General features: G+C 40.1%; 17 protein-coding genes. 15 read left to right on the plus strand and 2 right to left on the minus strand.

All coding sequences use genetic code 11. The annotated features are described in order from the left end of the window. Positions 1-86 precede the first annotated feature (86 nt). Genes ALFOR1_RS03590 through ALFOR1_RS03600 form a run of 3 tightly spaced genes read left to right on the plus strand, consistent with a single transcriptional unit; the run spans position 87 to position 5,751 of the window. A complete protein-coding gene (locus ALFOR1_RS03590) occupies positions 87-1,349 on the plus strand; it encodes a TolC family protein (protein WP_104642095.1) in 1,263 nt (420 codons plus the stop codon). Then, positions 1,346-2,605: an efflux RND transporter periplasmic adaptor subunit gene (locus tag ALFOR1_RS03595; protein ID WP_104642096.1), complete on the plus strand. Its 1,260-nt coding sequence runs from the start codon at positions 1,346-1,348 to the stop codon at positions 2,603-2,605. The genes ALFOR1_RS03590 and ALFOR1_RS03595 overlap by 4 nt, the downstream gene beginning before the upstream one ends. An 8-nt stretch (positions 2,606-2,613) precedes the next feature. Then, positions 2,614-5,751 carry an efflux RND transporter permease subunit gene (locus tag ALFOR1_RS03600; protein ID WP_104642097.1) on the plus strand — a complete coding sequence of 1,046 codons (3,138 nt, stop codon included), beginning with the start codon at positions 2,614-2,616 and terminating at the stop codon, positions 5,749-5,751. Positions 5,752-5,829: 78 nt separating this feature from the next. Here ALFOR1_RS03600 and ALFOR1_RS03605 read toward each other — a convergent pair whose 3' ends face one another. Next, positions 5,830-7,065 (minus strand): TMEM143 family protein, encoded by a 1,236-nt coding sequence (locus ALFOR1_RS03605; protein ID WP_104642098.1) that lies wholly within the window; start codon positions 7,063-7,065, stop codon positions 5,830-5,832. Positions 7,066-7,253: 188 nt separating this feature from the next. On the opposite strand from ALFOR1_RS03605, the gene ALFOR1_RS03610 reads away from it, so the two are divergent. From ALFOR1_RS03610 to ALFOR1_RS03625, 4 genes are all read left to right on the plus strand, one after another. Next, positions 7,254-7,838 (plus strand): YqaA family protein, encoded by a 585-nt coding sequence (locus ALFOR1_RS03610; RefSeq protein ID WP_058547125.1) that lies wholly within the window; start codon positions 7,254-7,256, stop codon positions 7,836-7,838. A 93-nt stretch (positions 7,839-7,931) separates the two neighbouring features. After that, positions 7,932-8,840, plus strand: coding sequence for a GGDEF domain-containing protein (locus tag ALFOR1_RS03615; RefSeq protein ID WP_104642099.1), 909 nt, complete (start codon positions 7,932-7,934; stop codon positions 8,838-8,840). A 159-nt stretch (positions 8,841-8,999) separates the two neighbouring features. Continuing rightward, a complete protein-coding gene (locus ALFOR1_RS03620; protein ID WP_058547126.1) occupies positions 9,000-10,361 on the plus strand; it encodes a hypothetical protein in 1,362 nt (453 codons plus the stop codon). 128 nt (positions 10,362-10,489) lie between these two features. After that, positions 10,490-13,132, plus strand: coding sequence for a DUF2339 domain-containing protein (locus ALFOR1_RS03625; protein ID WP_058547127.1), 2,643 nt, complete (start codon positions 10,490-10,492; stop codon positions 13,130-13,132). A 248-nt stretch (positions 13,133-13,380) separates the two neighbouring features. Here the strand turns inward: ALFOR1_RS03625 and ALFOR1_RS03630 are convergent, their stop codons facing one another. Next, positions 13,381-16,821 (minus strand): PAS domain-containing hybrid sensor histidine kinase/response regulator, encoded by a 3,441-nt coding sequence (locus ALFOR1_RS03630; protein WP_104642100.1) that lies wholly within the window; start codon positions 16,819-16,821, stop codon positions 13,381-13,383. Positions 16,822-17,232: 411 nt separating this feature from the next. Between ALFOR1_RS03630 and ALFOR1_RS03635 the strand changes: the two genes are divergently transcribed. The 8 genes from ALFOR1_RS03635 (at position 17,233) to ALFOR1_RS03670 (ending at position 26,553) form a co-directional block, all read left to right on the plus strand. Next, positions 17,233-17,496, plus strand: coding sequence for a DUF4212 domain-containing protein (locus tag ALFOR1_RS03635; RefSeq protein ID WP_104642101.1), 264 nt, complete (start codon positions 17,233-17,235; stop codon positions 17,494-17,496). A 10-nt stretch (positions 17,497-17,506) separates the two neighbouring features. After that, a complete protein-coding gene (locus ALFOR1_RS03640; protein ID WP_058547129.1) occupies positions 17,507-19,231 on the plus strand; it encodes a sodium:solute symporter family protein in 1,725 nt (574 codons plus the stop codon). A gap of 105 nt (positions 19,232-19,336) precedes the next feature. After that, the gene (locus ALFOR1_RS03645) at positions 19,337-21,175 is read left to right on the plus strand and encodes a DUF294 nucleotidyltransferase-like domain-containing protein (protein WP_104643618.1); all 1,839 of its coding nucleotides are present in this window, start codon (positions 19,337-19,339) and stop codon (positions 21,173-21,175) included. Positions 21,176-21,195: 20 nt separating this feature from the next. Further along, positions 21,196-21,819: a 3'-5' exonuclease gene (locus ALFOR1_RS03650; protein ID WP_104642102.1), complete on the plus strand. Its 624-nt coding sequence runs from the start codon at positions 21,196-21,198 to the stop codon at positions 21,817-21,819. Positions 21,820-22,653: 834 nt separating this feature from the next. Then, positions 22,654-23,388 carry an SIMPL domain-containing protein gene (locus ALFOR1_RS03655; protein ID WP_104642103.1) on the plus strand — a complete coding sequence of 245 codons (735 nt, stop codon included), beginning with the start codon at positions 22,654-22,656 and terminating at the stop codon, positions 23,386-23,388. A 79-nt stretch (positions 23,389-23,467) separates the two neighbouring features. Further along, complete coding sequence (locus ALFOR1_RS03660; RefSeq protein ID WP_058547133.1) at positions 23,468-24,130, plus strand: peroxiredoxin-like family protein; 663 nt, start codon at positions 23,468-23,470, stop codon at positions 24,128-24,130. A gap of 171 nt (positions 24,131-24,301) precedes the next feature. Next, complete coding sequence (gene epd / locus ALFOR1_RS03665; protein WP_058547134.1) at positions 24,302-25,312, plus strand: erythrose-4-phosphate dehydrogenase; 1,011 nt, start codon at positions 24,302-24,304, stop codon at positions 25,310-25,312. Between the two features lie 65 nt (positions 25,313-25,377). Next, on the plus strand, positions 25,378-26,553 hold the full coding sequence (locus ALFOR1_RS03670; protein ID WP_104642104.1) for a phosphoglycerate kinase: 1,176 nt from the start codon (positions 25,378-25,380) through the stop codon (positions 26,551-26,553). Positions 26,554-26,629 lie beyond the last annotated feature (76 nt).

The following is a 26,629-nucleotide window of genomic DNA, read 5'->3' on the forward strand; positions in this document are numbered from 1 at the left end:
TACATATTTAGGTTGCTTAATCGCGCTTGTTTTTAAAATAGGCATAGTGATTAAGCCAACTCTGTTTGTTAAAACGGATATGCTATATGAACAAAAAACTACTTATGCTGGTGGCGCTACTGTGTGCACTACCAACACTGAGCGCTTTGGCAAAAAGCGAGCCTCAAAACGTATTAACGCTAAAGCAAGCGCTTAAAAATACTGAGCAGCAAAACTTACAGCTTAAACGCTACCCGTACCATCAAAAAATATTAACCGCGCTTAAAAGCCAAGCCGCGCTTTCACCTAACCCTGAGCTGAGCTTTGAAGCTGAAAACTTTTTAGGAACTCATGGCTCTCATGCGTTTTCGGGGGCGCAGTACACGCTGGCTTTAAGCCAGTTAATTGAGCTTGGCGATAAACGCCAAAATCGTATTAATTACGCTACTGCAAATATAAAAGCGCAAACAATTGAGTATAAAAATACTCGGTTAGCACTTTTAGCAACCACCGCTGAGCGTTATTACCAAGTACTAAAATTTCAGGCGTTAATTGCGTTAAACAGTGAGCGTAAAAACACTGTTAAGCAGGCACTGAACGCAATTGAAAAACGCGCTAAAGCCGGTGCGGTCTCAAGTGCTGATGTAACCCGCATGCGTTATGCATTAAGCCAAGTCGATTTAAATACGGCCATGCTACAAAGTGAGTTTGAGCGCTCTCGCTTAGCACTCAATGAGCTTTGGCAAGAGGTGAAAGTGAGTGATTACTATGCGGGCGATTTATCACAAATAGCAGCTATTAAAAGTGAGGCGGCGTTACTTGATATGATAAATACAGCGCCTGAATTTGCACTGCTACAGCAGCAATATATGCAAAAAACGGCTAATTTAGCGCTGCAACGCTCCAGCGGTCAAAGCGATTTAACCTTGGGTGGTGGCGTGCGATATAACCAGCAAACTGATGCCAGCTCATTTGTGTTTTCGTTTTCAATGCCGCTGCAATTAAGTAATGCTAATGGCGGTAATATTGAGGCGGCGCATCATCAACTTGCGCTACTTAATGAGCAACAAGGGCAATTACGTATTCAGTTACGTAAGCAAATACGCACGCTCTATGCGTATTACCAAGGTAAAGCGGCGCAAGCGCAGCTTTTAACACTGCAGGTTATTCCACAAGCGCAAACGCTTATAAAACAAAGTTTAAAAAGCTATCAACAAGGACAAATATCGGTATTGCAATTACTCGACGCACAGCAAGCTTTATTTGATTCTAAACGCGCACTTATCACAACGCATAGCGAGCTATACCAAGTGCTCCTTACCCTTGAGCGTTTAACTGGCCAACCTTTAATTGAGACTCATCAATCATGAATAAAACTCTTATCGCATTATTAATTACGCAATTACTTACACTCCCATTTTTGAGTAGCATGGCTATGGCATCTGATGACAACCACGAAGAAAGTCATGGTGACAGCCACGAACAAGGTCATAAAGACGAACACACACAAAAAGGCCCGCATGGCGGCTTTTTACTAACCAATAACACGCTTAATTTAGAGCTTAAATTAACCCAGTTTGCAGGTAATACCGAGCTGCGAATATATGGGTTTAATAACAATAAAGCCGTTGATATAAATCAGCTAGACGTAACCGTAAACGTGCAGCGTTTAAGCGAAGCGCCACAGCTTATTCGCTTTAAAGCTGAAAATGACTATTTAGTAAGTACCGTGAGCGTAAACGAGCCGCATTCTTTTAAGCTTGATGTAATGGCTCGCTATAAAGGCGCTGAAATAAATTATCATTATGAGCAAGAAGAAGGGCGTACAACGCTAAGCGAGAAAGCAGTTGAACGCGCTGGTATTAAAACTGACATTGCAAAAGCAGGTAGCGTTGAGCTAACCGATACTTTATTTGGTGTTATAGCACCCACTGCGCAGAGCACCGTTGAAGTAATGGCGCCTTATACCGGCTTAGTTAACGATATTTTTGTAAGCATTGGTCAAAACGTTAAAAAAGGCGAGAAGCTTGCCAGTATAACTAACCGCGAAACCCTACAAAATTACACCATAAAAAGCCCAATTACAGGCGTTATTACCGAGCAATATTTAAAGCGCGGCGAGCTTGCCAGTAGCGCGCTAATGCAAATAGTAAACCTTGAAACCGTATGGGTTGAGTTGTCGGCCTTTCCCGATAACATTGAAAAGCTTGCCATAGGGCAAAGCGCCACAGTGTATGACTTACATCATCATTTAAATGCCCAAGGTGAGGTGTTTTACATAGCCCCAATGATGAGTGGTGGGCACATTGCACGTGCGCGAATCGAGCTTAAAAACCCTGATGGCCATTGGCGACCAGGTATGCATGTTAATAGCGACATTAGTACTGTAAAAGTAGATGCGGCTGTACGCGTCAAAGCGATTGCTATTCAAGAATTTAACGGCAAACCTAGCGTGTTTATAAAAAGTGGCAATGTGTTTGAAGTACGCCCAGTAAAACTCGGTGCTAAAAACAGCGAATGGGTAGAAGTGCTTGAAGGGCTTTCGCCAAACAGTGAGTACGTAACTGAGAACAGTTATGTAATTAAAGCCGATATTTTAAAAAGCGGCGCAAGTCACTCTCACTAGGAGGCAACATGATTAACTGGATAGTTTCGTTTGCGGTTAAGCGCCGAATGATGGTGCTTGCACTCACACTTTTATTTGCTGGGTTTGGCGTATACAACACACAAAATTTAGCCGTTGATGCCGTACCCGATATAACTAATGTGCAAGTGCAAATAAATACCAAAGCGCCGGGTTTTACCCCGCTTGAAGCCGAACAGCGTATTACGTATTTAATTGAAACTGCAATGGCGGGTATTCCTAGGCTTGATTACACCCGCTCGATTTCGCGTTATGGGCTTTCGCAAGTTACCGTTATTTTTAATGAAGGCACCGATATTTACTGGGCGCGCCAGCAAATATCAGAGCGCATACAAAGTATTAGATCAGATTTACCAGCCAATATTGAACCAAACTTAGGGCCAATTGCCAGCGGGCTAGGGGAGATTTTTACTTACTCTGTGCATGCAAATAACGGTGCATTAAAAGACGATGGTACGCCATTTAACGCAGAAGATTTACGCACCCTGCAAGATTGGGTTATTCGCCCGCAGCTATTAAAAGTAAAAGGCGTAACCGAAATAAACAGCCAAGGGGGTTTTGAGCGCCAATATCAAGTAGCGCCCATGCCCGAAAAGCTATTGGCTTATAAGCTCACACTAAGTGATGTAATTACGGCACTTAAATTAAATAATAGTAACCAAGGTGCAGGGTTTATAGAGCGTTTTGACGGGCAATATTTAGTGCGCTCACCAGGGCAATTAAAAACCATTGATGATATAGCCAATACCGTGGTTGCTAAGCGCGATGATGCACCCGTTCGCATAAAGGATGTGGCTAACGTGCGTTTAGGTAAAGAGCTCAGAACCGGCGCTGCTACTTATAACGGTAAAGAAACCGTGCTTGGCACCGCCATGATGCTCATTGGCGAAAACAGCCGCGTAGTGGCAAAAGCCATGGCAGATAAACTCAAAGATGTACAGCTAAGCTTGCCTGAAGGTGTTGTGGTTGAGGCTGTTTATGACCGTACAACCCTTGTTGATAAAACCATAGACACTGTAAAAACGAACCTGTTTGAAGGCGCAGTGCTGGTGGTTGTTATTTTATTGCTACTACTGGGTAATGTAACTGGTGCATTGATTACGGCCATGGTTATTCCGCTTAGTATGTTATTTGCCATTACCGGTATGGTAGGTAATAGGGTGTCGGGTAACTTAATGAGCCTAGGCGCAATCGACTTTGGTTTAATTGTTGATGGCGCAGTAATAGTAGTTGAAAACTGCTTAAGGCAACTTGGCCCTGCGCAACATAAGCATGGCAGGCTACTTACACTAAACGAGCGTTTAAGTGTGGTAACCGCCGCCACTGAAGAAGTGTTTAGCCCAGCAGTATTTGGCATTTTAATTATTATGCTGGTGTATTTACCGCTGTTTGCATTAAGTGGTGTTGAGGGCAAAATGTTTCAGCCAATGGCGTTTGCAGTGGTTGCTGCATTAGTTGGCGCACTTATTTTTGCCGTTACCTTTGTACCTGCCGCTATTGCGGTATTCGTACGTGGCAAGGTGAGTGAAAGCGAAAATGCAGTTATGCGCGGTATTAAAAAAGGCTATAAACCGCTACTTGGTCTATCGCTTAAGTTACCGTGGGTGATGGTATGTATTGCGGGTATTTTAGTGATTGCACTTGGCTTTAAAGTTAAAAATATGGGCGCTGAGTTTTTACCGCAGCTTGATGAGGGCGATATAGCTATGCATGCGCTGCGCATTACCGGCACCGGTATTGAGCAATCGGTAAAAATGCAAAAAGAGCTAGAGCAAGCCATTTTAGCTAAGCCTGAGGTGGCTAATGTATTTTCAAAAATTGGTACGCCCGATGTAGCAAACGATCCTATGCCACCTAACGTTGCCGACACCTTTTTAATGTTAAAACCGCGCGAGCAATGGCCTAACGCCGCTTTAAGAAAAGAAGAACTGGTTAAGCAAATTCGCCATTTGGTAAATGAAGTACCAGGTAACAACTATGAGTTTACCCAACCAATAGAAATGCGCTTTAACGAGTTAATAGCTGGCGTGCGGGCCGATGTGGCAGTGCGTATTTACGGCGATGATTTATCAACATTAAAACAGTATGGCGAAAAAGCCACAGCCTTGGTGCAAAGCATTACTGGCGCAACCGATGTACGCCTTGAGCAAATGGAAGGCCTGCCTACGCTTTCGGTTACGCCGCTTCGCGACCACATGGCGCTGTTAGGTTTAACAGTAACTGACATACAGCAAAGTGTAAGCGCTGCGGTAGGCGGTGTGCAAACTGGGCTTATTTATGAAGGCGATAAACGCTTTTCGTTATTAGTGCGTTTAGATGAGCGTTGGTCTAGCGATATAACACAGCTTGCACGTTTACCTGTTGCTGTACCAAAAAGTGCTAACCCCGACCTTGCATTTGTACCGCTTGGCGAAGTTGCAAATATTAGTATTGATAAAGGGCCTAATCAAATAAACCGCGAAAGCGGTAAGCGTAATGTTGTAGTAACTGCAAATGTAGAAGGGCGTGATTTAGCAAGCTTTGTAAGTGATGCACAAGCCGCCTTAAATTCAGATCTTAATTTACCAAGTGGTTATTGGATTGAATACGGCGGCACGTTTGAGCAGCTAGAATCAGCAAGTAAGCGGCTATCGCTGGTGGTGCCAGTTACTTTATTGCTTATATTTGGGCTACTTTACAGTGCGTTTAATTCACTGCGTGATTCGTTAATTATATTTAGCGGCGTACCACTTGCACTTACAGGTGGCGTGCTTGCGTTACTATTACGCGATATGCCGCTTTCAATATCAGCAGGCGTTGGCTTTATTGCGCTTAGCGGTGTAGCAGTATTAAATGGTGTGGTTATGCTGTCGTTTATTAAACAATTAAGAGCCGATGGGCTTAGTTTAATTGATGCGATACAAACCGGTGCGCTTTCGCGTCTGCGACCAGTACTAATGACGGCTTTAGTGGCGAGTTTAGGGTTTATTCCTATGGCTCTAAATACAGGCACCGGCGCTGAGCTACAAAGGCCGCTGGCAACGGTTGTGGTTGGTGGGATTATTTCATCAACTTTACTGACGCTATTAATACTGCCTGCGCTTTATAAATTAGTGCATGCAAAATTTACTAGGCATCAAGCTGCTTAGCTAATTGCATCTTGTTAAGTAATGTAAAAAGCAGCTGTAATTACAGCTGCTTTTTTGTTGTTAGGTAAACATTGCAGATTAATTATATTGAAACAGGTTATCCCAGCGCTCATCCAAAATAGTTTTTGCTTGATCTAAATTTATTGCGCTATACACATCGTTAGTGCAGGTTACTAAACGCATCCGAGTGAGCTTTTCAAGCGCATCGCTAATTTCAAAGTCGAGCTCGCACTTATACTTTGTTTTAAACCACGCCTCTATTTGCTCATCAAGCATTTGTGCGCTTAAGCCACTTCCTGATTTCAGTAAAAACGTATAGGCCAGCAGGGCTTCTTTTATGTCTTCTTCTTCGGCGGCGTCTATAAGGGTATGAAAAACACCGGCGTTGTTATCGAGGTTTTTAAAGTAAAGATTATCGCTTAGCGCTTTCATAAATTTAATTTTACGGTTTTTAAATTTACTCCACTCTTTAAAAATAAAGCTGCCAAATACTCCCATGCCAATAGCAAAGGTAATAAAGTGTTGCTGAGTCATTTCTACGGCTTCACTTCTAAAGCCACCCCAAAAAGCAAACAAAGCAAATAATAATAAAATTGATGCGCCAAGCTTTGTAATTAAAACAACTGCACCGCCAATTAAAGCCGATGAGCCAATAATCACTTTATCAATAGGGCGCATACGTACTTCGCTATTAGGAAATAGCATTTCAAGGTCGGCTTTTGGGACATTTTGAAACAGCTTAACTATGGTCGAGCTTGGCTCAAACCCTAAAGGCGTTTTATTTTTAGCGTCAAAGTGGGCTTTATCTTTAAAACGAATAAACACTGCAACGCGGTCGTAATTAGTAAAGTGCAGGGGCTTTTTACGCAAGCCCCAAAAGCTGGTTATGGTTTCAGTGAGCTGTGATTCGCCACGGCGATAAAAAACCACTTCTTCAAAGTCGTCAAACTCTACCTCAAGGCGCACTTTAAAAAGTGATTCTTCGTTTAGTGCATCTTGTAAATCTTGATTGGTTATTACTTCAAAGTTAGCGGCGTTGAGTACTTTGGCAAAATCGCGCGCAAACTCACGTTGGCACTGCGCTTTTTGATCATTAGAAACCGGCGCTAAAGAGCGTGTATCGCTATTAGGCTCAAAGGGGGCGTAGTTATTTTTAAGCGATTCAAGAGTTGCGTGGTAATCGTAATGGATAAGGCTTGCTAATAAATCACAAAATTGTTTAAACGACGTTTGCTCAGAGCTGTTATTTAACTCATCACTACACATATCAACAATATCTTGTTTTCGAAAGGGAATAAAACGCGCACTTTGCATAAATTTTTAACTGCTTTGGTAGGTATTTAACTGCATTGGCACATAATAAAATATTCTTATGAATATTGCTAATTTGTTAATAATAAATAAGTTACGCCAGTAGTAGTGAAATTTTCAGGCTGTATTAACCTAATTATGTGATGATTAAAGCATATATAAATTTACTAACGCCTTTAAAAGGATTGCACATGGCCATTCAAAAAAAATTAAAAGAAAAAACACGTAAATTTATCGATTCTAAACACATGCTAACGGGTATTACTGTGGCGTCGTTTTTAGAGTCAACCATAGTGCCTATTCCGCTTGAAGCTGTGCTAGTACCCCTTATGCAGGCACGTCGTGAAAAGCTTTGGTTAATAGCCCTTATGGCGACCGTGGGCTGTATTATTGGTGCTTTGTTTGGTTATGCACTTGGCTATTATTTATTTGATGCTATTGGCGATTGGGTTATTAATACGTTTTCGAGCCCGGAGCAGTTTGAAAATGTTAAACAGCGAATGCAGGACCAAGGCTTTTGGTTTGTTATGACCCTTGGCATTGTGCCCATACCGTTTCAAATAGCGATGCTTGCTGCCGGCGCTACAAAGTATTCAATTTGGTTATTTTTACTGGCTGCAGGCATTGCTCGTTCAATTAGATATTTTGGTTTGGCAATCATCGTTTATTACGCGGGTAATCAGGCAGAGCGAATTATCAGTAAACACAAAACAAAGGCAATGATTGCAATAACTATTTTAGTGTTAGGATTATGGGGACTCAGTACCGTAATTTAGGCTCATTTATATGTATTATCATGAGTTTTAAGCCCATGCGGGGTTTTATTATTATGCTATAGTTTTTTATTAAACAGATAAAAGCATAATAATATGATTGAAACAGTAAAGCTCACCGTTAAGCTTTCTAATTTTTATAAAATGAGCTGGGTAAATAAAGCGGTAAGTTTGGCTTTGCTGTTCTACATGATTATTTTTACGGTGTATGCTTTAAATACTTTCCCGCCTTTAAATATAGAAAATAACGTATATGGATTTACTACCGATTTTAGTAACTTAATTGTACTTATATTTTTATTTTGGATGGTTCAGTGCTCTGAGCTATCTAGGCAAGCATATGTGTTCTCCACTTTAGGTTTATTGCTTTGGACTATGGGCACCACTGCCGATGTACTTGATGAGTTAGTTGTTCAGCCTTTTTGGGTTAGTGTTTATTTTGAAGATTTATGCAGAACATCGGGTATGCTATTCACCTCTTATGGTTTATTTAAAACAATGCGTTTTGTGCAAAGTATTCATAACCGATTAGCGTGTGAGCTAATTATTGATGATTTAACTAAGGTACATAACAGGCGTTACTTTTACCGACATGTTAGAAGTGCAGAGGTAACACCTTACGTCATTTTAATTATTGATATAGACCACTTTAAGTCTATTAATGATGAGTTTGGCCATGATGTGGGCGATATGATTCTTCAGCAGTTAGCAACTACATACAATAATGCATTTGAAGGAAGCGCGCAGTTTGCTCGCTTAGGCGGTGAGGAATTTGGAGGTTATTTACCAACAAGTAAGATGCTGCAAGTTAGTGATTTTTGTCAGCATTTAATAGACCTTGCACACAGCATTAATGTTAAAAATGTTCGCCACTTAACAGTAAGTATTGGCGTAGCAAAACAAACTCCTAACGAGCCCCTTGATAAAGTAATGAAACGTGCCGATCAAGCTCTATATGTAGCTAAACAAACAGGTCGAGACCGTTTTGAAATTGCATCTAACTGATTTTTACAATGTAAAAAAACGTCCTTATTATTTGCACATTTGCTACACTTTTTAACGATTACGTAAGGAAATGTCAGTGAGGGTAATACTTTGTAAACCATGAAATTTTAATGCTGCAATAGAGTCATAATAGTGATTTTAATAATAAGGAATAACTTAATGACTCACACTCTACTTAAAGCTGCTTTACCAATAAGTTTAATATCTATTTTAGCTGGCTGTGGCGGTAGCGATAGCTCAAGCTCAACCGGTTATATTCAACTTTATAATGGCTCATACAACAGCCCTTACACACGTTTGTTTGTTGAAGAAACAGAACGTTCTGGCACCGACTTTGCCGATGTAACTACACGGCATAACTACAGCACTGGTACTTACGATGTAAGCTTTGAATACCTAGATGCAAACGACAGCTACATTACTATTAGCGAACAAGAAGTATCAATTAAAGGCGATAAAACGCAGTTAGTAATAATGAGCGGCAATTTTGACGAGCCTACATTTACAGAGTTAAGCGTGCCAACAACAAGTGATACCGGTGAATTTAACTTAGATTTTTACAACATCGCAGGTGAAGACAATAGCTACGATGTTTACCTTGCAACTGATGATGGCGTATTTGAAAGCGCAAATCTTTTTTCATCAGAGCAATATTTAAGTGAGTTAGACTTACAAAGCTTAGATGAAGGTTACTACACAATTTATATTACTAAAGCGGGAAGCACTGATGTTATTTACGAATCATCGTCAGTGTACTTTTATGATGAAGCAAGCTACGTAGCAATGATCCGCCCAAGCTATGCAACCGAAGACGGTGGTATTACTTTAGATGTAGTAACTGATAATAACTACGTGACTGAGCTTAAGCACCAATCAGCTTTAGGGCAGTTACGTTTTATAAATACAGTTGACGATTACTCGCCAGTGAGTTTTACAACAACCCGCGGTACTACTGAAAACACAACAGATACAGTAGCAAGCGATACCTACACAAATTACATTGAGCTTTCACCTAATAGTTACAGCATTGCTATGTACGATGAAGAAGGCACTAAACTTGCCGATAACTTTTTAATGACGCTTGAGCGTGAGCAAAGTGCTGTTGGTATTTTTTATAACGATGCAGATAATGGCCTTCGTATGATGAGCGTTGAAGAAAACCTAACGCCAAGTAGCTACAGCCATACCGTATCGGTAGTTAACTTAATCGAAAGTTACGCCGGACAAACAGTATCAGACATTGACGTTTACTTTACCCTTGATGGCGAAACAGTAGACGACACGAGTAATGTTGTAGATGGCCTAGATAAATACGACCAAGAAGAGCAAGTTGTTGATAATGAAGTTTACACTGTTTACGCCGTATACGAAGATAATGGCCAGCAAATTGTACTTATTCAGCAAAGCGATATGGACTTTACTCAAGAGGGTAACTACATATTAATTTTAGAGCATGATGAAACAAGTGCATCAGGCTACAAAATGACACTTAACCTTACCGTTACTGATAGCGTTGAGTAATTAATTTAAGTTTTAAGTAGTGTTAAAGCCTAAACATATAATGTGTTTAGGCTTTTTTATTGAACAAAATTTACTTGTTAATTAGTAATTAGGTACACTCATAGCATAATAAATAATAAGAGCATGCCATGGATGATTTAGTTGGGTTAGCAGTTATAGCAATGCTAGTTATTGCTGCAGGGGCTTTGTGTGGGTTAATTGCATTAATACAATTAAACGGATTAAAGCAAGAAATTGCAGTATTGAGAGCTAAAGTAACGAAATTACAAGCCTCTAAAGTAGTGCCATTTAATAATGTGCAGGGTGAAGTAAAAGACCCTGATCCTGAACCTCAGGCCATGGCTATAAACACTGAGCCAACTTTAGCTATCCAAAGTGCACCCATTGGCGCGGTAAAACAAAAGCCGGCAGCGCCTAAAAAAGCTAAACCAGCCACGCCTTCATTTATTACCACATTGTTTGAAAAATTACGCACTGGGTTTGAGCAAAACTGGATGACCTGGATAGGCGCAATAGCGCTTGCTTTCGGCGGTATATTTTTAGCTAAGTACAGTTTAGAAGCCGGGCTTTTATCACCCCTAACGAGGCTTAGTTTAGGTGGCGTATTTGGGCTGAGCTTAATTGCAGTGGCAAGTTACTTACATTACAAACGTATTATTTTTGAAGGCTTTAATAACTATATACCGGCAGCGCTTGCCAGCGGCGGTTTTATTACATGCTTTGCATTAACACTTTTAGCTTATAGCTCCTACAGCATGATAAGCCCAACAGCTGCATTTATTGTACTTGCAATCATTGCTATAAGTGCCAGTGCTATGGCGCTTAAGCTAGGACCTTTGCTAGCTGTACTGGGTATAATTGGCGCATACAGTGTGCCTATTTGGGTTAATACCGGCAGTAATAATTTATTAGCGTTATTTATGTATGTGGGCTTTGTTAGTTTGTCGGCATCATTGGTTGCACAAAAAGTACAGCGCGCTTGGCTTTGGTACTTATTATGGGCAGGGCACATAGGCTGGTATTTAGTCGGATTTTTAATTACACAGTTAAAAAGCAATACACCATGGTTATTTGCAACCTTTGCATTACTTAGTATTGTTGGCTTGATTGCTTTGCCGCGTTTAGGCTTAAAATTAAAAAGCATTGAACATCGCCCGCACTCTTTAAAGCGCCTTGTAAAAGTATTACCCGATCACCTCTTATTACTCGCCTTTATAGTCCCGTTAATTTTTACCATGTCGATTAGTTATTACACTTTACAGTGGCAAGCTATCGGTGTGTTGAGCATTGGATTGTTATTATTGTTAGTACTTAAAAATAGTCGCTGGGATTTATGGCAAGGGCTATCGCTGGTTATCGCTATTTTAATGATTATAAGCGCAGAGCAAATGAATTCTTTATCAGCTTTTTTTGATGATGGATTATTTATATTTAAAAGCGAATACGGCTTAGGTTTATTGCTTGGTTTTGGCTTTATGGCGTACGGGCTTTATTTTGGTAAAAAATATATTAAACGTTTAGCGTTTCATATTAGTGCAGCGTTTAGCGTTTTTGTGATGATAGGTACGTTATATTCGCTTATTCCAAATAGCGCATTAAGTACTGCTTATCCTCTTTGGGCTTTTGTATTATTTGTTGTAGCGGCTATTTTAATTAAATGTGCGCAGCATAATACAACGCTATTTCAACGCTTTACCTATTGGGTAGGGGCAAATGCTAATATTACTTTAGCAATCACCATGCTATTAAGCGACAGCGGTTTAACCATTGCATTAGCTATTCAAGTGCTGTTAATTAGTGTGCTTATAAAACGTTTTAATGTGCCTATGCCGCATTGGCCAATTAAAGCGTTAGTGGCTGCTTTATTACTGCGCTTAACGCTTGCGCCATGGACACCAAGTTACGACGCTCTCACATTATTTGGCTTGCACTGGAGCATTATTGTTTATCCGCTGTGTACTGCATTATTTTTTGCTGCGGCTAAATGCTATAAATCATCGCAATTAAAAGTATGGTTAGAAGGGGCCGCTCTTCATTGTTTAGCGCTATTTATTACTACAGAAACAAGTTATCAGCTTGTTGGGCATTATCCACAGTTTGACTCGCTTAGTTTTTATGAGCAAATATTGCTTACATGTAACTGGCTTGCTCTGGGCTGCGTTTATTTACATCGCGCACGTATAGCAGGGAGCTTAACTAAGCTTTATCAAATTGCAGGGGGGGTATTAGCTGGCGGAGCTGGCTTTATTTCAGTTAAAACACTACTCGATGACAACCCGTTATTAAGCTCTATTTATATTGGCGAGCTCCCTGTATTTAACTGGCTATTTTTGCTTTGGTTAGTACCTGCAGGCTTAACGATTTGGTTATATTCACTTATTAAACCAATAAACGCTAAGGTAGCGCCGTTTGTACTTGGAGTTGCAGGTTTACTTGGCTTAATCGCTATTAACAGTTTTATTCGCCAATACTGGCAAGGGCCTTATATTTACCTATCAAAAGGGGCAAGTAACGCAGAGCTGTATAGCTATTCTATTATTTGGCTAATACTAGGCGCCGGTACAGTTATATTAGGGCACCTTAAAAACCAGTTACTCATTCAAAAAATAGGCTTAGGGTTACTCGCTGCGGTTATTGTAAAAGTGTTTTTAATTGATATGGCTAATTTAACGGGGCTGTTAAAAGCGCTTTCGTTTATTGGCTTAGGGCTCTCATTGGTGGGTTTAAGTTGGTTATTTCAAAAGCTTAGAAGCCGCTCAAAAGTTATATAATACTGATATTTTATAAAGCAAAGCCCAGTAAATATACTGGGCTTTTTGCTTACTTAGCTTAGCAAAAGCTAAGTAATACCAATCCGCAATAATACTTAATCATTTTCAGGGGCTAAACGTGTCGCTATCTGCGTTAAAAAATTCTCATTTAGAACAACTAAATAGCGAATTTTTTGCCTTGCTATCAACACGTTTATCCGCCCTCAAAATAGATCACTTAATTATGCGGATTGGTATAACTAATAAAATTAAGTACTGTGATTAAGCAGTGCTTTTAGCTTACCAGGCTTAATGGGTTTGCTTAAATAATGAATATTAGCTGCTTTGGTTTCTTGTTTTAGCTCGGTGTCGCGCACTGCGGTAATTAAAATAGCCGGAATATCGCCTTGCCATATCTCTCTGAGCGTTTTAATTAAAGTGATGCCATCGCACTCATTGCCTAATTGATAATCCATTAAAATTACATCTGGCGCTTTATTTTGTTTTGCATGCTCAAGCACCTTGTCGACATCGTCAAATAAGGTGTAATTGGCTTGCCACTTTTTAAGTAAGCTGGCCATAGCTGCTAGATTTTCTGGGTCGTCGTCAACAGCCACTATATTAATAGCCGCGCGGTTTTCTATTAAGCTGCTAGCGGCTGGTTTTTGTTGTACAAATTGCCCATCGCCGTAGGGTACTTCAATACTAAAGCGGCTGCCTTTACCTGGCTCTGAGTGCACATCAAGTTCTAAGCTTAATAAATCGGCCATACGTTTTACAACGCCAAGCCCGAGGCCTACACCTTTGTTGTCACCGGCTTCTATGCGGTAAAAGTCGTTAAATATTTTAGCTTGTTCTACTTCGCTAATACCAGGGCCTGTATCCCATACTTCTATTCGTAAATTGTGTTTACGGTTTCTACAGGCAATAAGTACTCGGCCTTTGTCGGTATATTTAACAGCGTTCGATACTAAGTTTTGAATAATACGACGTAGATAGGTTATATCGCTGTGCACTATTTGCTGATTTGAGCGCACGCTAAGTTTAAGGCCTTTATCGCTTGATAAAATAGCGTACTCACTTTGCAGTGGCGCTAAAATATCATCAATAGAAAAATGGCGTGGGGTAGGGGTCATGGCGCCTTGTTCTAGCTTGGCAATTTCTAATAATGCCGACATTAAATGCACCGTAGAATCTAGGCTATCGCCAAGCTTATCAAAGCTATTTTGATTAGTTTTATCGAGCTGTTTTTCATCAATAGCGGCAAGGTATAATCGTGCTGCATTAAGTGGCTGCAAAATATCGTGGCTCGCGAGCGTTAAAAACCGCGTTTTACTGTCGTTGGCCTGCTCTGCTTCGCGCTTGGCTAAAGTAAGTGCTTGCTCTGTTTGTACGCGGCTATCTATTTGTGCTTGTAAGTCTTTATTAATGGTTTGTACTTCTTGTGTTCGCGCTTCTATGCGGTTTTCAAGATCCATGTTTATTTCTTCAAGGGCATTTTGCGTACTAATGTGATTAGTAATATCCGAAAAGCTCGTTACAAAGCCGCCATCAGGTAGTGGGTTACCAATCATTTCGTATACTTGGCCATTGCGGCGATGGCGTATAAAGTGATGAGAGCTGCCATTTTTTAAATGTTGAACACGTTTTTCTACTTGGCGGTCTATTTCGCCGGGGCCACATTCACCGCGCTCTGCGTTGTATCTAATAATGTCTTGTATGGGTTGGCCTACTTCTAAAAAGCCCTCGGGGTAGCCAAACATTTCGCCGTAGCGTTTATTCCATGCAACTAGGTTTAGATCTTTATCGACAACCGAAATACCGTGGCTTAAATTTTCGAGCGAGGTATACAATAAATTTTGGTTAAATTGAAGGGCTTGTGTGGTTTCGTCAAAAAAGTTGACTACTTCTTCAAAGGCCATGCGTTTACCCGATGACACTGTATGAATAAGTGCTTGAGCAGAAGATGCACCTAATACACCGGTTAGTGCGCGCTCGCAGTAAGCTATAAATTCAGGCTCAGGGTGTCCGCTGTTGTCATTTAAATGATGCGCTAGCGCATAATGAGCTAAAACTTGCTGGCTGCGCTGAATACCTAAAAAGGTTTGCAAAAGTATTTTAAAATCGTAAACCGTGGCTTTAACGTTTTTGTTTAAGCGGCGAGATAAAATAGCCTGATCTTTAGGATTAACAAATGCAGCTGCTTGAATTTTATCAATTAAGCGCTCCTCTGCTCCTAACGAAAAGCTAATGTAACAACCAATATTGGCAAACAGCGCAATTAAAGTACCTCGAGTAATAAGCGTTTGTTGCAGCTCGCTATCAATCACTGCGCCAGCATCAAGTATTGGCATCATTAAAAATAATATCCAACAAATAAAGCCCGCCACTAAGCCTGCATATACGCCATAAGCATGGCCTTTTCGCCAATATAAACCACCGACTATTGAGGGTAATAATTGTGTAACCAACGAAAATGCAACTAAGCCCATACTGGCCAGCGCACTACTGTGGCCAAACCATTGCTGATAAAAATAGGCCAAAATTAATATGCCAGCAATAGTAAAACGCCTAACAAGTAATATGCGCGATTTATAGCTACTGGTAATTAAATTACGTTTAAATTTACGACGTAGCATTAGGGGTAATACTACATCGTTTGAGATCATAGTACTTAGCGTAAGTGTTGCAACGACTATCATTGCGGTTGCAGCGCTCAACCCGCCTATAAATACAAAGGTGGTTAAAAATGCTTGGTCATGAATTAACGGAAGTGCTAATACAAAGCTGTCGGGGGAGAAACCTGAGCCAATATCGGGATGAATAGCAGCGGTGGCAATGGGTAAAATCATCGCGGCGGTAAGCAGTAAATAAAGCGGAAACGCCCAGCGTGCAGTAAATAAATGGCGCTTGTCTTGGTTGTCGACCACGGTTACATGAAATTGACGCGGTAAACATATAATTGCCGCAGCAGCCATGAGCGATTGGCCAATAAAGTTAAAACTAAAAAAGTTAAAATCGGCCCAGTGCTGCCAAATAGACTCGCTTACTTTATTCGAGGTTGCGACAGGCATATTAAAAAGGGTGTAAACAGCAAGCCCTGCTACTGCAACAAGTGCAATAAGTTTTATCATCGACTCAAATGCTACAGCAAGCATTAAACCAGAGCGGTACTCTGTTACATCCACTTTGCGCGTACCAAAAAATATTGCAAACATTGCCATAATTAATGTGGCCGAAAGCGCGAGCATATCGCCCGATATTTTATTACTACTTTGCAGCAGTAAAAAGCTGGTACTAAGGGCTTTTAATTGCAGCGCAATATAAGGAATAGTCGCTAATAATGCGATTAAAGTTACCATAATTGCAGTGGTTTGGCGCTTGCCATAACGCGCAGAAATAAAGTCGGCAATGGTGGTTATGTTTTGCTTTTTACTTACTAACACCAGTTTGCGTAAAAACCCTTGGCCGAAAAAAAACAACAGTGCAGGGCCTAATAATATGGGTAAATAACTCCAGCTGCTGGTGGCTGCTGTACCTACAGAGCCATAGTAGGTCCACGATGTACAATAAATACCTAAAGATAAAGAATATACAAAAGGGTGATGGCTTATACGCTTTGCCAATGGTGTTGTTTTATCGCCCCAGTTGGCAAGCCAAAACAGCACACCTATATAACCTAAAGCAACAATAATGAGTACGGCAGTCATGTTGTTATTAACCTTATTAGTAAAACATTTCCCTCAACCTTGAGAGCATTAACACAATACCAGAACTGGTAATAAGTGTGCGTGCAGATTTTTACTTTAAAACGCGCTTATTTTTATAATCTATTGAATATATTAAGTAAATTTATATTTAGTATTTTTATTAGACTAATGTCGCATTATTGACCAATTTAGAGTTACTGCACTTTACTGACACTCTGATAGTAGCTTAACTTCATGAAAAATATGATTTTAATGTTTATTTATAAAATGTGTATTTACAGTTTACGTAAACGTTAACAAGCTGTTACGACTATGGTCTCAATTCAATATTTAAGCTGCGTTGCTAAATTGATTAGCGAAGATAAAAAACCACCCATCGCGATACTGCGATGCTTAAAGGGGAAAATAAAAATGGCTTTTAAAGATGAAGAACAAGCAAAAGCTTATTGGGCAGAAAACATTTCACTACTGTTTAAATTACTAGCAGTGTGGTTTGTGGTCTCGTTTGGCTTTGGCATATTACTGGTAGATGTACTTAATGAAGTACGTTTTTTTGGGTTTAAACTTGGCTTCTGGTTCTCCCAGCAAGGCGCGATTTACACCTTTGTTGCTTTGATTTTTGTGTACGTTTTCAAAATGAATACGTTAGATAAAAAATACAGCGTAGACGAATAGGAGCTAAGCAATGGATGTTCAAACACTCACATTTATAATTGTTGGTTTAAGCTTTGCGCTTTATATCGGCATCGCAATTTGGGCTCGAGCGGGCTCAACTAAAGAATTTTACGTAGCGGGCGGCGGCGTACCACCACTTGCTAATGGCATGGCAACAGCTGCAGATTGGATGAGCGCCGCGTCGTTTATTTCAATGGCGGGTATTATTTCGTTCGCAGGGTATGATGGCGGCGTTTACTTAATGGGGTGGACCGGCGGTTATGTATTACTCGCTATGTGTTTAGCGCCTTACTTACGTAAATTCGGCAAATTCACGGTACCTGATTTTATTGGCGATCGTTACTATTCACAAACAGCGCGTGTTGTTGCTATTTTGTGTGCCATATTTATTTGTTTTACTTACATTGCAGGGCAAATGCGCGGCGTAGGCGTGGTATTTTCTCGCTTTTTAGAAGTAGAAATTGAAACCGGTGTATACATTGGTATGGTGATTGTATTCTTTTATGCAGTACTTGGCGGCATGAAAGGCATTACCTACACGCAAGTAGCACAGTACTGTGTGCTTGTATTTGCATACCTTGTTCCTGCTATTTTTATCTCAATGATGATGACAGGCCACTTCTTCCCACAAACAGGTTTTGGCGCCACACTTATTGGCACCGACGGCGTTTATGTACTCGATAAGTTAGACGGTTTAAGTGCAGAGCTTGGCTTTGCCCAATACACCGAAGGCTCTAAGAGCATGATTGACGTATTTGCCATTACAGGTGCGTTAATGGTGGGTACTGCTGGTTTACCACATGTAATTGTTCGCTTTTTCACTGTACCTCGTGTTAAAGACACACGTATTTCAGCTGCGTGGACACTGGTATTTATTGCTATTGTCTATACCACAGCACCAGCGGTTGCCTCATTTGCTCGTGTAAACATGATTGATACCATTAACGGTAAAGACGGCAGTGGTACAGAGTACGCAGAAGCACCTGCGTGGATTAAAAACTGGGAACGCACAGGCCTTATTACCTTTGATGATAAAAACGGTGATGGCAAAATGTTCTACACAGCGGGTAAAATTGAAGATCCAAATAGCGCAAACGAAGTAAAAGTAGACCGCGATATTATGGTTCTTGCTAACCCTGAAATTGCCAACTTACCAGCATGGGTAATTGCCTTAGTAGCCGCAGGGGGGATTGCAGCAGCACTATCTACTACCGCAGGTTTACTGCTGGTTATTTCGACCTCTGTTTCGCACGATTTACTCAAGCGAACCCTTAAACCCGATATTAGCGATAAGCAAGAGCTACTGGCCGCTCGATTAGCTGCGATGGTTGCTATTGTTATATCCGCTTACTTTGGTATTAATCCGCCAGGATTTGTAGCATCGGTGGTCGCGTTTGCCTTTGGTTTAGCGGCAGCGAGTTTCTTCCCAGCAATTATCATGGGTATATTCTCTAAAACAATGAACAGAGAAGGTGCAATTGCCGGCATGGTAACGGGTATTGGCTTTACCGCTGCGTATATTATCTTCTTTAAGTTTGTAAGCCCTGAGCTAAATAGTCCTGAAAATTGGTTCTTAGGTATTTCTCCAGAAGGCATAGGCCTAGTTGGTATGATTATTAACTTTGTAGTTGCAGCGACTGTACTTAAGTTTACTCAGCCTACACCTGTTGAAATTCAAGAAATGGTAGAAGGTATTCGTAATCCTAAAGGGTCGGCTGGAGCACATGCTCACTAAGCCTACTTATTTATAAAGCACCAAAAGCCCGACTTTAGTCGGGCTTTTTATTTGTATAAATAATGAGTACATTGGTGCAGTGTATACTTTTTAATGAGTGCAACAATGAGTGTAGAACAACAAGAAGTAGCCCAGTATGTGTGTATGCAAGCGCCTTTTAGTATGTTGCAAACAAGTGCATGCGAATACTTTGTAAGCCATTTAGATTGTGTTTACCTAACACGCGAAAACCAAGCACAATGGCTGCAAAGCGAAAGTCCAAAGCTCTTTTTAATTCGCTCAGGTTTGTACGACTTGGTTGATGCCAAAGGCGACGTAGTAACGCGTTTAGCGCAAGGTGATTATTTTGGTTACCCCTCGCTTTTAACCGGAGAAGCAATACAAAATAGGTTAGCGGTTCAAAAAGAGGGCATAGTGTATATGCTCAGCCAAGAGCACTTTGATTTTTTACGCCGTGAATACAAACCGTTTGAGCAATATTTTGTAAGGGCGCACGCAAACCGTTTACTCTCATCACATTATAAAAGTAAAAACGATAGCTGGTCTGAGCGTAAAATATCTGAGCTTATGACCCGCAAAGCGATAACTTTAGCGCCCGATGCGAGCATTAGGCAAAGTGCTAAAAAAATGAAAGAGCATGGCGTGTCTTCAATTATGATCACCGAACATGCCCATTTAGTAGGTGTAGTTACTGACCGTGATTTACGTAACAGGGTACTTGCCGACGAAGTAGACCCAAAAGAAGCTGTTAGCAGCATAATGACCGCTAAACCCAAGTTTATTTTTGAAAATAACCGCGTGTTTTCTGCGCTGCATTTAATGCTTAAATATAATATTCACCACTTACCTGTACTTGATGAAAACCATAAACCGTTGGGTATGCTTACTAGCACCGATTTACTACGCCAGCAAAAAAGCGATCCAGTACAACTCATTGGCCGCATTTATAAAGCGCATACCATTACTGACTTAAAACGCTACGCAAAAGAAATTCCTGAGCTCCTACGTAGTTTTTCATACAACATTGATGATATATCACTAATTGGTAAATTATTAAGCGGTTTAACCGATGCACTAACATCGCGCCTTATTCATTTATTTCAAGAAGATAATGGTGCAGCGCCCACCAGTTTTAGCTTTATTTGTTTTGGCTCGCAAGCGCGAGAAGAGCAAACCCTGCACTCAGACCAAGACAACGGTTTACTACTGCCTGATGATTTAAGTGATGAACAACACGCTTACTTTAAACATATGGGGGAGTTTGTATGTGAACAGTTAGTAGAGTGCGGAATTAGACGTTGCCCTGGAAATATTATGGCCAGCAGCGATTTATGCCGAATGAGTATAAGTGACTGGTGTGAGCGCTTTTTTAAATGGATAAAAAGCCCAACGCCAAACGCCATGCTTAACTGTAAAATATTTTTTGATTTGCGCTTTATTGAAGGCTCAAATGCCTTGTACAGCAGCTTTTGTGAGCAGCTTACTCGCATATCTCGCAATGAATTATTTTATGCCGCTATGGCAACCGATATAAGCAGTAACAGCGTACCGATTGGTCTATTTAACAAGTTTAAAACCGAAAAAACCGATCAAAATAATAAATACATAGATTTAAAAACACGTGGTGTGGTTATTATTAACGACATAGCAAGGTTATACGCACTTAAAGCTGGAATTAGGCGCGCTAATACACAAGAGCGATTAGATGCGCTTTTAAAGCACAGCTTACTCAGTAAAAAGGATATATATAATTTAAAAGATTGCTGGCGATTCTTAACTCAACTGCGCTTAAGTACTCAGATAAATGAAGAGGGATTACCAAGTAACTGTATTAATCCTGATAAGTTAAATTCGCTTGAGCGCCATCAGTTAAAAGAAGCTTTTTACTTAGTTAAGCAAGCGCAGCAAGCCGCCGCGTTTAAATTTGCTCGTGGCAGTTTATAAGGCGTATTTTAGGAAAGACCATGGTGAAAAAATTGCTTAGCGAATACTTTAAAAAGCGAAATTTATTAAGTCAAAATGCGTTAACACAGCGCTATTTAGTTATTGATTTAGAGCTAACAGGGCTTGATGCAAAACAACACGAAATTGTATCGGTAGCGTGGGTTGTAATAGATAACCAATGTATAAAAATGAGTGAGTCAAAACACTTAGTTAATAAAGATGTTAAAAGCCTAGAGCAAAGCCCTGTATATCATGGAATTAACGACGATACTTTAGCTAAAGGGCAAAGCCTTACCAGTATATTAGCGCAATTAAGCAGCCACTTTAGTGATTGTATTTTAGTGTTTCATAATGCAATGCTTGATTGGGGCTTTTTAAAAGTGGCGCTTAAAAGCGCAAATATTAATATTCAACCCAAACTCATCCTCGACACGCTCCATATAGAACAAAAACGACTAATTAATCATTCGTGTGATATAAAACAAGATGATTTAACCCTAAGTGCGTGTCGTACGCGTTATGAGTTACCAAGTTATCATTGTCATCATGCGCTTACCGATGCACAAGCGACCGCCGAATTACTACTAGCTCAGTGCCATCAAATAAGCCGTGGCAAAGAGTTGCAGTTGAGGTCAATAATTTAACAAAACTACAGCATTTACTATTTATTTTGTTAAGATAAGAATTTTAAAAGGATTTTTTATGGTAATTGAAGCCGCCAGTTAGTATTACAACCAGTTAAACAATGACCTTAAAGCAGTTAAAAAGTACATTCACAATAATTTTGGTGTGTTTCTTACTATTCTTTACTTACTGGGTAGTTTATCAGGTGTTGTGTATCTTTACGTTTTACTTAATAACTTTTCGGTTGATGTATTCAACTTTATTGAAATAAGTGACTTTTTACTGGCACTGATTTCAAATCCTTTACTTATTACTCTTTATACTGCGATCATCGTTATAACTGCTATTTATTTCAATTGGCGCTCAGGACACATACCAGACCCTAGTAAAACAAACATTTTAAAAAGACTTTATTATGGCTTTTGTTACCCGTACTATTTATTAAAACCTAGTTATACAGCGGTATTATTTTTAGCGCTTATAATACCTACATACCCTACTATATTGGCGTATTTACATAGTAAAGATATAGTAAACGAAAAAACAATGAGTTATCACTTATCATTAAATTATCCAATTACTCAGAGTAAAGTAACTCAACATTCAAAATGTTCAAATAGTAGCCTCAACAATTGGAAATTTATTTGTTTATGATAATAAACGAGAGAAGTTACTTATTATTTCACAAGAAAATATTTCAGCATTAATACCTAATCTACACCAAGAAAAATCGATTAAGCCAGAGTCAAAAGCTGCATCAAACACACAGTAATTAAACATTCGCTGAAACACGATTGGCTGCTATTTATTAGTATGGACGCATAACTCAGCATGGCACTTATTCAGGGCAAATTATGAAACTCATCACTACTATTTTCTTAACCTTATTCCCAATTATCGCTTTTGCTAATTCAAGCTTACCTGCTAATCGTCATATTGCAGTGCAAGGATCAGCTGAGATATTGGCTGTGCCTGATATGGCTCAAATATCTTTTGAAGTAATAAGCTTTAAAGACAAATCACTTGATGCTAAACGTGATGTGGATGACCGAGTGAATTTGTTACTTAAAGGTTTAAGCAAGTATGATGTTAAGGAGACTGATGTTTCCGCTTCAAGCCTGTTAACTCATAATGATGACGATATGTTTAATGTCGAGAGCGGTACAGCAATAAATGCAGGATATGTAGCAACAATAACACTTAAAGTAACATTAAGAAATATTGAAAAAGTGAATGATTTTATCGATTTTGCACTAAGTGTAAAAATTAATGAAGTGACGAATATTGAGCTTATGTCTTCAAAATCTTCGCAGTTAGAAGCTGAAGCAACACAAGGCGCAATAGAAAACGCTATAGTTAAAGGAAGCGAGCTTGCTAAAGCGTTTGGGGCAGAACTTGGAAAAATTTACAGTATTAATTCAAATTCTAACCGTTCAAGTTATGGTTATGGCGCAGATAGTTTTGAGCGAATAGTAGTGACCGGCTCTAAAGTTACTAGAAATCCATTTAAGCAAGGTAGATACCTGCATGAAACTATTACATTTAAATCATCTATAAATGTGGTGTTTGATTTAGAAGTAGATGATTAAGTTAAAATTTTCATTCCAAATACATTATCATAATGTAAGCTGGCTTTACGTTTTTGATTAATTTGAAGGTAGCCATACTATGAGCGATGAAAGCAACACATTAAAAGCACAAACCGAGGCAAAAGTAGCAGCAGGGCGAAAAGGTAATCCTGCTTTTATGAAAGGTGTTGATGGGAGTATTGCTCAAGCAAAATCTTTTCAAGAGGGTGCTAACGCACTTGCTCTAAACCAAAACGCGCCAAACTTTGAGTTACCAAATCAACATGGTCAATTGGTGCAGTTAACCGAGTTACTTACTAAAGGCCCCGTGGTTATTACTTTTTATCGTGGTAGTTGGTGTCCATACTGTAATTTGCAGCTAAAAGCGCTTCAATCACGCTTACCTGAAATTCATGCATTAGGCGCACAGTTGGTGGCTATTAGCCCGCAAGTGCCTGATGGCTCAATGAGCGAAAACGAAATAAGTAACATGGATTTTGTAGTACTGAGTGACCAAAATGCAGATGTTGCAGCAAGTTATGGCGTAGCGTGGAAAGTCCCTACATTTTTATTAGAGCATATGCGGGTAGACCGCGGCCTTGATTTAGAGTCGCTTAATAACGGCAATGGCAGCATTTTACCTATCCCTGCAACCTTTGTTTTAAATAGCGAAGGTAGGGTAACGTGGCGTTATGTTGATGTTGATTACCGCACACGCTCAGAGCCAGAAGATATTATTAATGCATTGAAAGCACTTAGTTAAACTCTTTAGGTTGTACTTACTCAAAAGTAGCCTGCACTTTAGCTACTTTTGGGTTAATTCAAAGTTTCTAATCGCTCCCTCTTATAATAATGTTCAAGGTCGATTACAATACAGCCATCTAAAAGGCATATTGCCTTTATCTGCACGTAAAGAGAGTGGATTTTATATTTCATGGCAATCAAACTTGCAATTAATGGTTTTGGTCGTATTGGTCGAAATATTGTCCGCGCGTTGTACGAGTCAGGTTTGAGCGACGAGATAAAAATTGTTGCGATTAACGAACTTGCTGACCCTGAAGCTATTGCTCATTTATTAAAATACGACACATCCCACGGTCGTTTTTCTTTTCCTGTAAAACTTGGTGAAGACACCATTAGTGTTGCAGGCGATACCATTGCACTTTTTTGTGAAGAAAACCCAGTAGAATTACCTTGGCAAACCCTTGATGTAGATGTAGTTCTTGAATGTACTGGTGTTTATCATTCGCGTGAACACGCACAACTACACATTACTGCGGGCGCTAAAAAGGTGTTGTTTTCGCATCCGGCTGATAACGACGTAGATGCCACAATTGTTTATGGCATAAACGACGATGAGCTTAAAAGCGAGCACACTATTGTATCTAACGGCTCGTGTACCACAAATTGTGTGGTACCCGTAATTAAAGTATTAGACGATGCGTTTAGTATTGAGTCGGGCGCTATTACTACTATTCATGCTTCGATGAACGATCAGCAAGTAATTGATGCGTATCATCATGATTTACGCCGTACTCGCGCTGCGAGTCAGTCTATTATTCCGGTCGATACAAAGCTTGCCCGTGGTATAGACCGCATATTGCCTAAATTTAAAGGCCGCTTTGAAGCGATAGCGGTGCGTGTACCAACGATTAATGTTACGGCGATGGATTTAAGCGTGACGGTTAACGCTGATGTTGATTTAAATACAGTAAATAATGCACTTAAAGCACAAGCGAAAGACCGCTTAGAAGGCATTTTAAGTTACACCGAAGAGCCATTGGTATCGGTTGATTTTAATCACGACCCGCATTCTTGTATTATCGATGGCACTCAAACACGTGTTAGTCATAAAAGGCTGATAAAGTTATTAGTGTGGTGTGATAATGAATGGGGTTTTGCTAATCGTATGCTCGATACAGCTCGTGCTATGATGGCTAAGTAAACGTATTTTATAATAATTTTAAATATATTTTTCAGGTTCAAGAATCGTTAACTAAGGAGATGTTCATGTCGGTCATAAAAATGGCAGATTTAGATTTAAACGGCAAACGCGTATTAATTCGTGAAGATTTAAATGTACCAGTGAAAGCAGGTAAAGTGACGTCAGATGCGCGTATTCGTGCTGCGCTACCTACTATTAAATTAGCGCTTGAGAAAGGCGCTAAAGTAATGGTTATGTCACACCTTGGCCGTCCTACGGAAGGGGAATATGATGAAGAGTTTTCGCTTGCACCTGTAGCTGATTACCTAAACGATGCCCTAGAGCAAACAGTGCGCCTTGAAAAAGATTACCTAAACGGCGTTGAAGTTGCTGATAACGAAGTTGTTGTGTTTGAAAACGTACGCTTTAACAAAGGCGAGAAGAAAAACGATGAAGCGTTATCAAAACAACTTGCAGCACTGTGTGATGTGTATGTAATGGATGCATTTGGTACGGCTCACCGTGCACAAGCCTCTACGCATGGCGTTGGCTTATTTGCAGATGTAGCCTGTGCAGGTCCGCTATTATCGGCTGAACTTGAAGCATTAGGTAAAGCACTTGATAACCCAGCTCGCCCATTAGTGGCTATTGTGGGTGGTTCAAAAGTATCAACTAAATTAACCGTTTTAGACTCTCTTTCTAAAATTGTTGACCAGCTAGTAACTGGCGGCGGTATTGCTAATACCTTTATTGCAGCTGCAGGTCATCCGGTTGGTAAATCACTTTACGAGGCTGATTTAATGGACGAAGCAAATCGTTTATGTGCAGCAGCTAAAGCAAACGATGGCGAAATTCCGGTTCCTACCGATGTTGTAGTAGGTAATGAGTTTTCAGACTCAGCTGTTGCTACGCTTAAAGATGTAAGCGAAGTGACAAGCGACGATATGATTTTTGATATTGGCCCAGATACAGCCAGCCAACTTGCTAAAATTATAGCAAATGCAGGTACTGTAGTGTGGAATGGCCCTGTTGGCGTATTTGAGTTTGATCAGTTTGGTAATGGCACGCGCGCTATTGCACAAGCAATTGCAAATTCAAAAGCGTTTTCAATTGCTGGTGGCGGTGATACCTTAGCTGCAATTGATAAATACGGCATTGCCGATAAAGTTTCTTACATTTCTACCGGTGGTGGTGCGTTCTTAGAGTTTTTAGAAGGCAAAAAACTTCCAGCAGTAGAAATGCTAGAGTCGCGCGCTAAATAAATTTATTTAGCTGTGTAAGGTGAGGGGAAACCCTCGCCAACAATTAATTATTAAATACCTCTCACCCTAATTTAAT

The sequence above is a fragment of the Pseudoalteromonas carrageenovora IAM 12662 genome, from assembly GCF_900239935.1.
Classification (GTDB): domain Bacteria; phylum Pseudomonadota; class Gammaproteobacteria; order Enterobacterales; family Alteromonadaceae; genus Pseudoalteromonas; species Pseudoalteromonas carrageenovora.